We start from the raw sequence: 13,264 nt of genomic DNA, 5'->3' as shown, positions 1-13,264 counted from the left end.
TTGCGCGGCCCCGTTTAGACCGTGAACAGGTTCGAACCCGCGATTTTAAGTCGCCCAGGGGCTACGTTGCCCCGCCAAGCCCCCATGACCCCAGTGGGCGCCGCCACGGCGTTAGACTTCAGGCCAAGCCCCCCGCAGGCCCGCCGCTCCCCCAGCGCCGGCCCACCCCGACAGATTCAACGGAGTATTTCCCCATGTCCCTGGACACACAGGCAGTCCTGAATGCCGCACAGACCGTGCTCGACCCGAATACCGGCAAGGATTTCGTCAGCACCAAGGCGCTTAAAAACCTGCAGCTCAGCGGCAGCGACGTGTCCTTTGATGTCGAGCTGGGCTACCCGGCCAAGAGCCAGATTGCCGGCCTGCGCAAAAGCCTGATCGCCGCCGTCAAGGGCGTGGCGGGTGTGGGCAACGTCTCGGTCAACGTCACGGTGAAGATTGCCAGCCACAGCGTGCAGCGCGGCGTGCAGCTGCTGCCCAACGTCAAGAACATCATCGCGGTGGCTTCCGGCAAGGGCGGCGTCGGCAAAAGCACCACCGCCGTCAACCTGGCCCTGGCCCTGGCGGCCGAGGGTGCCAGCGTCGGCCTGCTCGACGCCGACATCTACGGCCCCAGCCAGCCCATGATGATGGGCATAGAAGGCCGGCCCGAGAGTGTGGACGGCAAGAACATGGAACCCATGGAGAACTACGGCATCCAGGTGATGTCCATCGGTTTCCTGGTCGCCCAGGACGAGGCCATGATCTGGCGCGGCCCCATGGCCACCCAGGCGCTGGAGCAGCTGCTGCGCCAGACCAACTGGAAAGACCTGGACTACCTGATCGTCGACATGCCGCCCGGCACCGGCGACATCCAGCTCACGCTGTCGCAGCGCGTGCCCATGACGGGCGCGGTCATCGTCACCACACCGCAGGACATCGCGCTGCTCGACGCCAAGAAGGGCATCAAGATGTTCGAGAAGGTCGGCGTGCCCATCCTGGGCATCGTCGAGAACATGGCGGTGCACATCTGCAGCAACTGCGGCCATGCCGAACACATCTTCGGCGAGGGCGGCGGCAAGAAGATGGCGGCCGACTACAAGATGGACTACCTGGGCGCGCTGCCGCTGGACATGCAGATCCGCCTGCAGGCCGACAACGGCCGGCCCACTGTGGTGGCCGACCCGGACGGCGAGGTCGCCGGCATCTACAAGGCCGTGGCGCGCAAGATGGCCGTCACCGTGGCGGCCAAGGCCAAGGACTTCTCCGCCAAGTTCCCGACCATCACCATCAGCAAGAACACCTGAAGCGCACCAGGCGGCGAGGCGCACCCCCATGAACCTGCTGGCATCCCTGCGTTACCTGGCCGCTCTCGACGAGCACAAACATTTCGGCCGCGCGGCGCAGGCTTGCCACATCACCCAGCCGGCGCTGTCCAACGCGCTGCGCGCGCTGGAGCGCGAGTTCGGCACCGTCATCGTGCGGCGCGGGCGCAACTTCGAAGGCCTCACGCCCGAAGGCGAGCGCGTGCTGCTCAGCGCCCAGCGCATGCTGCATGAGCGCGAAATGCTGCAGCAGGAGCTCGACAGCGGCATCGGCAAGCCGCAGGGCAGCCTCAGCATAGGGGCAGTGCCCACCGCCATGCCGGTTGCCGCGCGCTTTTGCGCGCTGCTGCAGGCGCGCTACCCCGGCATCTCGCCGACGGTGCGCTCCATGAGCTCCAACGAGCTGGAAGCCGGCCTGGAAAGCCTGTCCCTGGACATGGGCCTGGGCTATACCGACCGGCTGCGCGCCAACGGGCCCAGCCTGCGCCAGATCAAGCAGTACACGGAGCACTACTTCTTTGTTCGCCGCGCCGCCAAGGCGAGCCAGGACCTGATGCAAATAGGCCCCAAGATCACCTGGGCCGAGGCCGCGAAACACCCCCTGTGCCTGCTCACGCGCGAGATGCACAACCGCACCATCGTCGACAAGGCCTTCCAGGAGGCTGGTGAAGCCTGCGAGCCCGTCATCCAGACCAACTCCATCCTCACACTCGCGCTGTCGGTGGCTGAAGGTAATGTCTGCACCGTGATGCCCGGCGCGCTGGTCGGCGCGGTGCGCGGCTACCGTGAACTCGAAGCCCTGCCCCTGGTCAGCCCCGAGGTGCGCACCAGCATAGGCTTCATGGCCCAGGGCGGCGACCCTTCCCGCACCCTCGAAGCGGCCCTGGCCCTGGCCCAGGACGCAGGCTGGCTGCGCCACGCCGCAGCCCACAGCGGCTTGCTCAGCGTCTAGCCGCTTCCAGCGAATCTCCCCCACACCCCAGCAAGGGGCTCCCACACCAGCAGGGGCCGCGGAACCGGCTTTGCCGGGCCGCAGGCGCAGCGGCCCCCTACGTGAGGAAAGGGGCAGCGCGCCGCAGGCTCGAAGTGCGCGACCGTGGGGGCTCTATTGATTTAGTTTTTGAATGGGGGCATGTCTCGATTCAATTTGACCGTGTTGCCGTGTGGCCGCGACACTTCGCGCACCTCGATCAGGGTGGGAAATACATAAGCAATAACACGGAGATGAAAGACATGTCAGGATTTCTCGATAAAGAGCGCATCATTGCCGGCCCCGGCTTCAACCGCTGGCTGGTTCCCCCCGCCGCGCTGGCGATTCACCTGTGCATAGGCATGGCCTACGGTTTTTCGGTGTTCTGGCTGCCGCTGTCCAGGGCGCTGGGCATCAAGGAATCCATCAAATGCGGCCCTGAAGTCGGCTTTTTCGCCGAGCTGTTCACCACCAGCTGCGACTGGAAAATTTCCACGCTGGGCTGGATGTACACCCTGTTCTTCGTGCTGCTGGGCATTTCAGCGGCCACCTGGGGCGGCTGGCTGGAACGCGCCGGCCCGCGCAAAGCCGGTGTGGTGTCGGCTGTCTGCTGGTGCGGCGGCATGCTGATATCGGCGCTGGGCATTTACCTGCACCAGTTCTGGCTCATGATCCTCGGCTCCGGCGTCATTGGCGGCATAGGCCTGGGGCTGGGCTACATCTCGCCGGTCTCCACGCTGATCAAGTGGTTCCCGGACCGCCGCGGCATGGCCACCGGCATGGCCATCATGGGCTTCGGCGGCGGCGCGATGATAGGTTCGCCGCTGGCGGCCGACCTGATGAAATATTTCGCGACGCCGACCAGCGTTGGCGTGATGCAGACCTTCGTTGTCATGGCGCTCGGCTATTTCGTCTTCATGATGGCCGGCGCTTTCGGCTACCGCGTGCCTGAAACCGGCTGGAAGCCCGAAGGCTGGACGCCGCCGCCCGCGAGCAACAACACCATGATCACGCAGCGCCACGTGCACGTGAAAAAAGTCTGGGGCATTCCCCAGTTCTGGCTGATCTGGATGGTGCTGTGCATGAACGTGAGCGCCGGCATCGGCGTGATCGGCATGGCCTCGCCCATGCTGCAGGAAGTCTTCGGCGGCTCGCTGATCGGCGTCGCCAAGAAGTTCGGCGAGCTCGACAAGACCCAGCTGGCGGCCATTGCCGGCGTCGCCGCGGGCTTTACCGCGCTGCTGAGCCTGTTCAACATCGGCGGCCGCTTCTTCTGGGCCAGCCTGTCCGACAAGCTGGGCCGCAAGATGACCTATGTGGTGTTCTTCGTGCTGGGCGGCGTGCTGTATTTCAGTGTGCCGGGCAGCGCGGCGGCCGGCAGCATTTTGCTGTTCGTCGGCGCCTTCTGCGTGATCCTGAGCATGTACGGCGGCGGCTTTGCCACCGTGCCGGCCTACCTCGCCGACATCTTCGGCACCCAGATGGTGGGCGCCATCCACGGCCGCCTGCTGACGGCTTGGGCCACGGCCGGCATCCTGGGCCCGGTGGTGGTGAACTACATGCGCGAATACCAGCTCGGCCTTGGCATCCCGCGTGAACAGGTCTATAACCAGACCATGTACATCCTGGTGGGCATGCTGGTGATAGGCCTCATCTGCAACCTGCTGGTGCGCCCGCTGAACCCCAAGTGGTTCATGACGGACAGCGAACTCGCGGAAGAAAAACGCCTGGCGCACGAAAAAGCCGCAGCCTCCGAATTGCACCGCGCCAACGGCGGCAATGGCGGCAACGGCAGCACGGTCAGCCCCGCGGTGGTGGTGCTGGCCTGGCTCGCGGTGGGCATTCTCCCCGCGCCCGCGCGCGGGGACGTCGGCCAAGCCAACAATGAACCATCCTGGTCGCAGTCCCGAAGTCAAAGCCGTCGCCGTCGCCACGGTCGACGAAATGCGCGAGCGCATACGCCGCAAGAGCAAACTCAAGGGGCGCCAGGCGGATGACCAATCCCTGGACGAGGTGCGCGCGCTGATAGGCGCGCGGCCGCAGGCGGGCCACAGGCGCGACCTGTTGATCGAGCACCTGCACACGCTCAATGACGCTAACCGCTGCCTGCACGACAGGCACCTGGTGGCTCTGGCCAAAGAGATGAACATCCCGATGGCCGAGGTCTACGAGGTCGCCACTTTTTATCACCACTTTGAGGTGGTGCGCGGCGACGCCCAGGCCCCGGGCCTGACGGTGCGGGTCTGCGACGGCCTGGCCTGCGAGCTGGCTGGCGCTCAGGATCTGCTGGCGCGCCTGCCGGCGCTGCTCGGAAGCCAGGACGTGCGCGTGATCGCCGCGCCCTGCATAGGCCGCTGCGAGCAGGCACCCGCCGTGGCGGTGCACCAGCAGGCCGTGCCTTTTGCGACGTTGGAGGCCGTGGTTTCCGCGGTCGGCCAGGCCCCGGCGCCCGCAAGCACGGCGCAGGCCGCCGCTCCTTTCATCGCCGCCGATTTCGCTGAACACAGCGTGACCGGTACGGGCACCGGCGAGGTGGCCGCGATGCCCGAGTACACCGGCTACGCGTTGTACCGCGCGCACGGCGGCTACGCGCTGGCCGCCGCAGTGGTCAACGGCGAGGAAGACGCGGAACGCATCATCAAGTCCATGGAAGACTCGGGCCTGCGCGGCCTGGGCGGCGCGGGTTTCCCGGCCGGCCGAAAATGGCGCATCGTGCGCGATCAGCCGGCGCCGCGCCTGATGGCCGTCAACATCGACGAGGGCGAACCCGGCACCTTCAAGGACCGGAGCTACCTGGAGCGCGACCCGCACCGCTTCCTCGAAGGCCTGCTGATCGCGGCCCAGGTGGTGGGCGTGGAGGCCTGCTACATCTACCTGCGTGACGAATACCATGACTGCCGCGCCATCCTGCAGGCCGAGCTGGCCAAACTGTGCGCGGACCCGCCCTGCGAGCTGCCGCTGATCGAACTGCGGCGCGGCGCGGGCGCCTACATCTGCGGTGAAGAGTCCGCGATGATCGAAAGCATAGAAGGCAAACGCGGTGAGCCGCGCATGCGTCCGCCCTACATCGCGCAGGTGGGCCTGTTCGGCCGGCCGACGCTGGAGCACAACTTCGAGACCCTGTACTGGGTGCGCGATATCGTCGAAAAAGGCCCGCAGTGGTTCAGCGGCTTCGGCCGCAACGGCCGCAAGGGCCTGCGCAGCTTCAGCGTGAGCGGCCGCGTGAAGCAGCCCGGCGTCAAGCTGGCGCCGGCCGGCATCACCGTGCGGGAACTGATCGCCGAATACTGCGGCGGCATGGCCGAGGGCCACGACTTCTACGCCTACCTGCCCGGCGGCGCCTCGGGCGGCATCCTGCCGGCCTCGCTTGGCGACATCCCGCTGGACTTCGACACCCTGCAGCCTTATGGCTGTTTCATAGGCTCGGCCGCCGTCATGGTGCTGGGCCACCAGGACCGCGCGCGCGACGCCGCCCTCAACATGATGAAGTTCTTCGAACACGARAGCTGCGGCCAGTGCACGCCCTGCCGCGTCGGCACGGCCAAGGCCGCGAAGCTGATGCAGGCCGAGCACTGGGACGGCGACACGCTCGAAGACCTCAATGTTGTGATGACCGACGCTTCCATCTGCGGCCKGGGCCAGGCCGCGCCCAACCCGGTGCGCAGCATCCAGAAATATTTCCCGCACGAGATTGGAGCCACCGCATGAACGCTCCCGCCAAACTGGTTGAAGTGACGCCGCAGACCGTCGAGTTCAAGCTCGACGGCAAGACCGTCCATGCCTACGAAGGCGAGACCATTTTCAAGGCCGCCGCGCGCCACGGCGTGGACATTCCCCATCTTTGCTACAAGGACGGCCTGCGGCCCGACGGCAACTGCCGCGCCTGCGTGGTCGAGGTCAAGGGCGAGCGCACGCTGGCGCCCAGCTGCTGCCGCAGCGCCACTGCCGGCATGGAGGTGCAGGCGCAGAGCGAACGCGCGCTCAAGAGCCAGAAGATGGTGCTTGAGATGCTGCTGTCCGACATGCCCGACGCCGGCTACAAATGGAATGAAAAAGACGAGTCGCTGCAGCACGGCGAACTCAGCGAATGGGCGGCCCGCATGGAGGTGCAGGTGCGCCCCCAACTCAAGGCCCTGCGCCGCGAGCAGCCAAAGGCCGACGTCTCGCATCCCGCCATGGCGGTGAACCTGGACGCCTGCATCCAGTGCAACCGCTGCGTGCGCGCCTGCCGCGAAGAGCAGGTCAACGACGTGATCGGCTACGCCATGCGCGGCTCGCACAGCGAAATCGTGTTCGACCTGGACGACCCCATGGGCGACAGCACCTGCGTGGCCTGCGGCGAATGTGTGCAAGCCTGCCCGACGGGCGCGCTCATGCCGAAATCCCAGGTTGGTTCGCAAGTGGTCGACAAAAAGGTCGACTCGGTCTGCCCCTTCTGCGGCGTCGGTTGCCTGCTGACCTACAACGTCAAGGACAACAAGATCGTCAGCGTGGACGGGCGCGACGGCCCGGCCAACCATTCGCGCCTGTGCGTCAAGGGCCGTTTCGGCTTCGACTATGCCCACAGCCCGCAGCGCCTGACGGTGCCGCTGGTCCGCAAGGCCGGCGTGGCCAAAGACCCCGAGGCGCTGCAACATCTCAACCGCGACAGCGCCGACTGGTCCGAGGTGTTCCGCGAAGCGAGCTGGGAAGAGGCCCTGGCCCTGTCGGCCGGCGGCCTCAAGGGCCTGCGCGACACGCACGGCAAGAAGGCGCTGGCCGGTTTTGGCTCGGCCAAAGGTAGCAACGAAGAGGCCTACCTGTTCCAGAAACTGGTGCGCATCGGCTTCGGCTCCAACAACGTGGACCACTGCACGCGGCTGTGCCATGCCTCCAGCGTCGCGGCGCTGCTTGAGGGCGTGGGCTCGGGCGCGGTGAGCAACCAGGTCAACGACGTCGAGCATTCGGACCTGATCTTCGTGATCGGCTCCAACCCCACGTCCAACCATCCGGTGGCCGCCACCTGGATGAAGAACGCGGCCAAGAACGGCGCCAAGATCGTGCTCGCCGACCCGCGCATCACCGACATCGGCAAACACGCTTGGCGAACGCTGCAGTTCAAGGCCGACACCGACGTGGCCATGCTCAACGCGCTGATCCACACCGTGATCGACGAAGGCCTGGCCGACCAGGACTTCATCAGCAAGCGCGCCAGCAACTACGAGGCGCTGAAGGAAAACGTCAAGGGCTACAGCCCCGAGGCCATGGAGCCCATCTGCGGTATCCCGGCGCAAACCCTGCGCGAGGTAGCTCGCGAATTCGCCAAGGCCAAGGGCGCGATGATCCTGTGGGGCATGGGCATCAGCCAGCACGTGCACGGCACCGACAACGCACGCTGCCTGATCGCGCTGGTCACGGTGACTGGCCAGATCGGCAAGCCCGGCTCCGGCCTGCACCCGCTGCGCGGCCAGAACAACGTGCAGGGCGCCAGCGACGCGGGCCTGATCCCCATGATGTTCCCCAACTACCAGCGCGTGGACAACGCCGGCGCGCACGCCTGGTTCGAGAAATTCTGGGACACCCCGCTGGACGAAAAGCCCGGCTACACCGTGGTCGAGATCATGCACAAGGCACTCGCGCCCGACAGCGACCCGCACAAGGTGCGCGGCATGTACATCATGGGCGAGAACCCGGCCATGAGCGACCCCGACCTTAACCACGCGCGCCACGCGCTGGCCAGCCTGCAGCACCTGGTGGTGCAGGACATCTTCATGACCGAAACCGCCTGGCTCGCCGACGTCGTGCTGCCGGCCACCGCCTGGCCCGAAAAAACCGGCACCGTCAGCAACACCGACCGCATGGTGCAGCTGGGCAAGCAGGCGGTCACGCCGCCCGGCGAGGCCAAACCCGACCTCTGGATCATCCAGCAGATCGCCCAGCGCATGGGGCTTACCTGGAACTACGCGGGCGAGCATTCGGGCGTGGCGGCCGTCTACGAGGAAATGCGCCAGGCCATGCACGCGGCCATCTCGGGCATCACCTGGGAGCGCCTGGAGCGCRAGTCCAGCGTGACCTACCCTTGCCTCACCGAAGACGACCCCGGCGCGCCCACCGTCTTCATCGATCGTTTCGCCACCAACGACGGCCGGGTCCACCTGGTGCCCGCCGACATCATCCCGGCCAACGAGCGGCCCGACGCGGACTACCCTTTTGTGCTGATCACCGGGCGGCAGCTCGAGCACTGGCACACCGGCAGCATGACGCGCCGCGCCACGGTGCTCGATGCGATTGAGCCCATGGCCACGGCCTCGCTGTGCGGCGACGACCTGGCGGAGCTCGGGCTGCAGGCCGGCGACGTGATCACCGTGCAGTCGCGGCGCGGCCAGGTCGCCATCCACGTGCGCCGCGACGACGGCACGCCGCACGGCGCGATCTTCATCCCCTTCGCCTATTACGAGGCGGCCGCCAACCTGATGACCAATGCCGCGCTGGACCCCTTCGGCAAGATCCCGGAGTTCAAGTACTGCGCCGTCGCGATACGCCGCGGCGGCCAGGTGTCGGCGACCCAGGGTTATGGCGAAGGGGTTGCCCGCTAGAGGGTCTTTGCCGGCGGGGGGGCATACCCCGCCGTACACTGCGGGCATGCCTGATTTCCAGCTGCGCTCTCCCGAAACAGACGCCGCCACGCCCCGGCCCTGCACGGCGGTGGCCGTCGTCATGCGCCGCGAGCGCATCGACAACCGCTGGCAACCGTGGCGCTGGTCGCTGGCCGACGTCGTGCCGCATGAGGACGGCTTCGGCCCCGCCCCGCGGCTGCTGTTGAAAGACGAACGCGAAGAGCGCTGGCTGCACCCGGGCTTTCTGGTCGAACTGTTCACCGACGACGCCGAAGGTTATTACCTCAACGCCAGCACTGAGCAGCCCTGCTTCTGGGTGGTGTGGCGCATGGAAGAGGAAGCGCGGCTGGCCGAAGAGCCCGTGGCCATTCCCCAGATCGTCACCTTGAGCTACCACGATGCCGGCCGCTGGCTGGACGCGCAGGAAACCGTGGAGCAGGTGCCCGCGCCGCCCGAGGTCGTGCAGTGGCTGCAGGCATTCGTCGACAAACATCACGTGCTGGAGCCCAAGCGCCGGCAACGGCCGCAAAGCTTCAAGCCGCTGAGCGACCGCTTCGGCAACCCGGCCAGCGTGAGCACCGGCAAAAAATCCGGCGGAGGCGGCCATGGCTGAGGAAGCCGGCTTCCTGGGTCGCTGGGCACGCCGCAAGGAAGAGGTGCGCCAGGGCAAGGCTTTGGAGGAACCGGCCGTTGCCGTTCCAGTCACCCCGGTCGACCCCGCTACACCCCCAACTGTGGCGCAGACCACAAGCCCGGCGCCTGACCCTGCCGCTACGCCCGATGCAGCGCCTCCCAAAGTGCTGACACTCGACGACGCCCGGCTGCTGACCAAAGACTCCGATTTCAAGCCCTTCATGGCCGGCGGCGTAAGCCCCGAGGTGCGCAACGCGGCCATGAAAAAACTCTTCGCCGATCCGCACTTCAACGTGATGGACGGCCTGGATACCTACATCGACGACTACAGCAAGTCGGAGCCGATTCCAGAGTCCATGTTGCGGCAGATGGCCAGCGCGAAGTTTTTGGAACTGTTTGGCGACGAGGATGAGGACAAGAAAGATGGCGCGCAGGACGACGCGGCCCCGCCGCGGGAAAGCGCCAATAACCCCACGGATGAAACCGTGGCACAGTCCTCCTATGAAACGCCGGACATAGGCCCGCAGGGGCCGTCCGGTCCGCCAGAGACCAGCCAACCCGTGCCTCCCGTGGCCGGTAGCCAACAAGACCATGCCCACACTGATTTGCGACTGCAACCAGACCATGCCGCTCCAGCCCCAGGCGCTGGGCGCGGCGCTCAATGAGAGCCTGACGCTGCATTCAGCGCTGTGCCGGCGCGAGGCGGGGGCCTTCCAGAAGGCCGTGCAATCGGGCGACGACGTGGTGGTTGCCTGCACCCAGGAAAAGCGCCTGTTCGCCGAGGTCGGCGCGCAGACCCAAGGTGCCACGTCGGTCGTGAAGTTCGTCAACATCCGCGAGACCGGCGGCTGGAGCAAGGACGCCTCCGCCGCCATGCCGAAAATTGCGGCACTGCTGGCCGCGGCCCAACTGCCCGATGCCGAGCCTGTGGCCACGGTTACCTATAAGAGTGCCGGCCGCCTGCTGATCGTCGGCGCGCTGGACCAGGCCGAGCAAGTAGCGGCGCTGCTGGCCGACACGCTGGAGGTGACGATCTTCGCGCAGGGCGTTTCCGTCGCGGCGCAAGCTGGCCTTCCCGCGCAGGAGCGCAAATACCCGGTGGTCAGCGGCGAGCGGCTCGCGCTCAGCGGCTGGCTGGGCGCTTTCAAGGCCAGCTGGGACAAGACCAATCCCATAGACCTGGACCTGTGCACGCGCTGCAATGCCTGCGTGGCCGTATGCCCCGAAGGCGCGATCGACCTGAGCTACCAGGTGGACGCCGGCAAGTGCACATCCCACCGTGACTGCGTGGCCGTCTGCAAAGTGGCCGGAGCGATTGACTTCAACCGCGAGCCGCAAACACTCACCGAGGCGTTTGACCTGGTGCTCGACCTGGGCGCCACGCCGCTGATCACCTTGCATGCGCCGCCGCAAGGCTACTTCGCGCTGGACGCCTCCGCCGGCCTGGCCTCGCCCGGCCTGCTGGCCACGGTGGTCAAGCTGCGCGACATGGTGGGTGAATTCGAGAAGCCCAAGTTTTTTGCCTACAAACAAAAGCTCTGCGCCCACAGCCGCAACGAGACCGTGGGCTGCAATGCCTGCATAGACATCTGTTCAGCGGGCGCCGTCAGCAGTGAGAAAAAGCGCCAGCAAATCGTCGTCAACCCCAACCTCTGCGTCGGCTGCGGCGCCTGCACCACCGTGTGCCCGACGGGTGCGCTCACTTACGCTTATCCGCGCGCGAGCGAACAGGGCGTGCGCTTCAAGACCTTGCTGTCGGCCTACGCCAAGGCGGGCGGCACGCAGCCCGTGATGCTGTTCCACAGCCAGGATGGCGGCCAGCAGGCCGTCGAGGCCCTGGGCCGCGCCGCGCGCCTGCAAAAAACCGTGCGCGGCGTGCCCGCCAACGTGATCCCGCAGGCGCTGTGGCACACGGCCAGCCTGGGCCTGGACCTCTGGCTCAGCGCCATCGCTTTCGGCGCCGCGCAGGTCGCCGTGCTGGTGACCTGTGAAGAAGCACCTGCTTATCTCGAAGGCCTGACGCAGCAGATGGGCGTGGCGCAAGCCCTCATGAACGGCCTGGGTTATGCGGGCGTTCACTTCCAGCTGCTGCGCACGCAAACCGGTGATCTCGCTGGCCTGGACGCCGGCCTGCAGGCCCTGGCCCGCAACCGCCCCGCCGTGCCCGCGAGCCCCGCGCGTTTTGCCGTCGCGCAGGAAAAACGCAGCACGCTGGACATGGCGCTGGACCACTTGATGGCGCAAGCGCCCGCGGCCCTGCCTGAAGCGATTGCGCTGCCGGCCCAGGGCTCGCCCTTCGGCAGCCTGGTGGTCAATGCCGACAGCTGTACGCTGTGCCTGAGCTGCGTCAGCGCCTGCCCGGCCAGCGCGCTGCAGGACAACCCGGAGCGCCCGCAACTCAAGTTCATCGAGAAAAACTGTGTGCAGTGCGGCCTGTGCGCCACCACCTGCCCCGAGGACGCGATCACCTTGCAGCCGCGCCTGCTGCTGACGCCGCAGCGCAAGGAGGCGAGGGTGCTCAATGAAAGCGCGCCCTACCATTGCATACGCTGCGCCAAGCCCTTCGGCACGCTCAAGGGCATCGAGTCCATGCTCGGCAAGCTGGCCGGCCATGCGATGTTCCAGGGCGCCGCGGCCGACCGCCTCAAGATGTGCGGCGACTGCCGCGTCATCGACCTGTATTCCGCCGACAACGAAGTCAGGATCACCGACATCCGCTGAGCACCCGACCACAAAAACAAGACGCCGCCATGACACCCGCCTCTCTCACCGCCTCCGCCCTGGATGAAGAAACCGCGCGCGCCGAGGTCTACGGCCTGCTGGCCGCGCTGTACTATGCCGCGCCAACGGCTGAACTGTATGAAAACCTGCGCGTCGCCGTGACGGCCGCGCCCGCCGAGGGCGCGCTGCTGGAAAGCCCCTGGGGCGAGCTGGTGGCTGCGGCGCGCGCGCAAGACCTGGAGGCCGTCGCCCGCGAGCACGATGCGCTGTTCGGCGGCGTGGGCAAGCCCGAGGTATACCTCTTTGGTTCTCATTACCTCAGCGGCTTCCTCAACGAAAAACCGTTGGCCGCCTTGCGCACCGAACTCGCGGCGCTGGGCCTGGCGCGCGACGAGGCCATGCCCGAAACCGAAGACCACGTGGCCTACCTCTGCGAAGTCATGCGCTACCTGATCGCCGGCGACGACGTGGCCGTGGCCAACCTCACGCGGCAGCGCGAGTTTTTCGCGCGCCACCTGCAGCCTTGGCTGCCCTTGATGTGCGAGGCCGTCGCGCAACACCCCAAGGCGCGTTTTTACGCGGCGCTGGCGGCTTTCACGCAGGCCTTCATGAGTGTCGAGGCCCAGGGTTTCGACATGCTGGGCTGAGGGTCGGGCGAAGTTTTCTCAAATTGAGACCGCCCGCGGCAGGCCGAGCCACGCGGGCTTGCAGGGATCATAAGAGGGCCTATCGTTTTCCCTAGCCCCCCGGATTGAGTCGGGCAATCCATTGTGAAGCAGGTCCCTCTGACGTACAGTACTATGCAAACGGTTGCATACCGAGCAAGCCTTCCCCTTGGAGAACACCATGCAGGACAGCCAGCCAAAACCCTCGCGACGGGGATTCTTTTTCGGCGCCGCCGCCACGGGTGCGGCCGCAGCGGCCGTCGTGGCCCTGCCCGGCGTGCCTGCCCTCCAGGCCGAACTCCCCGCGCCCAAGCCGGCCCCTGAAAAAGGCGGCGGCTATAGCCTCTCGGAACACGTCCAGCGCTACTACAAGAC

Annotated in this window: 10 protein-coding genes; all 10 read left to right on the top strand. The window is 66.6% G+C overall.

What is annotated here, in order from left to right:
* Positions 1–194 precede the first annotated feature (194 nt).
* The gene (apbC, locus tag AC1D0P_RS17115) at positions 195–1,286 is read left to right on the top strand and encodes an iron-sulfur cluster carrier protein ApbC (RefSeq protein WP_477677848.1); all 1,092 of its coding nucleotides are present in this window, start codon (positions 195–197) and stop codon (positions 1,284–1,286) included.
* Between the two features lie 28 nt (positions 1,287–1,314).
* Entirely contained in the window at positions 1,315–2,256 is a 942-nt protein-coding gene (locus tag AC1D0P_RS17110) for a LysR family transcriptional regulator (RefSeq protein WP_477677847.1), read from the top strand.
* A gap of 281 nt (positions 2,257–2,537) precedes the next feature.
* Positions 2,538–4,271, top strand: a complete 1,734-nt coding sequence (locus AC1D0P_RS17105) for an OFA family MFS transporter (RefSeq protein WP_477677846.1) — start codon at positions 2,538–2,540, stop codon at positions 4,269–4,271.
* Positions 4,159–5,982 (top strand): NADH-ubiquinone oxidoreductase-F iron-sulfur binding region domain-containing protein, encoded by a 1,824-nt coding sequence (locus AC1D0P_RS17100; RefSeq protein ID WP_477677845.1) that lies wholly within the window; start codon positions 4,159–4,161, stop codon positions 5,980–5,982. Before AC1D0P_RS17105 ends, AC1D0P_RS17100 begins: the two co-directional genes overlap by 113 nt.
* On the top strand, positions 5,979–8,849 hold the full coding sequence (gene fdhF / locus AC1D0P_RS17095) for a formate dehydrogenase subunit alpha (protein WP_477677844.1): 2,871 nt from the start codon (positions 5,979–5,981) through the stop codon (positions 8,847–8,849). Before AC1D0P_RS17100 ends, fdhF begins: the two co-directional genes overlap by 4 nt.
* A gap of 46 nt (positions 8,850–8,895) precedes the next feature.
* Positions 8,896–9,483 (top strand): DUF3305 domain-containing protein, encoded by a 588-nt coding sequence (locus AC1D0P_RS17090; RefSeq protein WP_477677843.1) that lies wholly within the window; start codon positions 8,896–8,898, stop codon positions 9,481–9,483.
* Positions 9,476–10,168, top strand: a complete 693-nt coding sequence (locus tag AC1D0P_RS17085) for a DUF3306 domain-containing protein (protein WP_477677842.1) — start codon at positions 9,476–9,478, stop codon at positions 10,166–10,168. Before AC1D0P_RS17090 ends, AC1D0P_RS17085 begins: the two co-directional genes overlap by 8 nt.
* On the top strand, positions 10,095–12,224 hold the full coding sequence (locus AC1D0P_RS17080; RefSeq protein ID WP_477677841.1) for a 4Fe-4S binding protein: 2,130 nt from the start codon (positions 10,095–10,097) through the stop codon (positions 12,222–12,224). The genes AC1D0P_RS17085 and AC1D0P_RS17080 overlap by 74 nt, the downstream gene beginning before the upstream one ends.
* A gap of 29 nt (positions 12,225–12,253) precedes the next feature.
* Positions 12,254–12,871, top strand: coding sequence for a TorD/DmsD family molecular chaperone (locus AC1D0P_RS17075; protein WP_477677840.1), 618 nt, complete (start codon positions 12,254–12,256; stop codon positions 12,869–12,871).
* 199 nt (positions 12,872–13,070) lie between these two features.
* Positions 13,071–13,264: formate dehydrogenase (locus tag AC1D0P_RS17070; protein ID WP_477677839.1), on the top strand; the 194-nt coding region annotated here is incomplete at its 3' end.

This window comes from Polaromonas sp. P1_G2 (genome assembly GCF_056405515.1).
The sequence above is the reverse complement of the archived record's forward strand: the minus strand, read 5'-3'. Positions and strand labels throughout refer to the sequence as shown.

Bases quoted from the DNA above. Each gene is read 5' to 3' on its own strand.
- apbC (WP_477677848.1), top strand. From the start codon at position 195: ATGTCCCTGGACACACAGGCAGTCCTGAATGCCGCACAGACCGTGCTC.
- AC1D0P_RS17110 (WP_477677847.1), top strand. From the start codon at position 1,315: ATGAACCTGCTGGCATCCCTGCGTTACCTGGCCGCTCTCGACGAGCAC.
- AC1D0P_RS17105 (WP_477677846.1), top strand. From the start codon at position 2,538: ATGTCAGGATTTCTCGATAAAGAGCGCATCATTGCCGGCCCCGGCTTC.
- AC1D0P_RS17090 (WP_477677843.1), top strand. From the start codon at position 8,896: ATGCCTGATTTCCAGCTGCGCTCTCCCGAAACAGACGCCGCCACGCCC.
- AC1D0P_RS17085 (WP_477677842.1), top strand. From the start codon at position 9,476: ATGGCTGAGGAAGCCGGCTTCCTGGGTCGCTGGGCACGCCGCAAGGAA.
- AC1D0P_RS17080 (WP_477677841.1), top strand. From the start codon at position 10,095: ATGCCCACACTGATTTGCGACTGCAACCAGACCATGCCGCTCCAGCCC.
- AC1D0P_RS17075 (WP_477677840.1), top strand. From the start codon at position 12,254: ATGACACCCGCCTCTCTCACCGCCTCCGCCCTGGATGAAGAAACCGCG.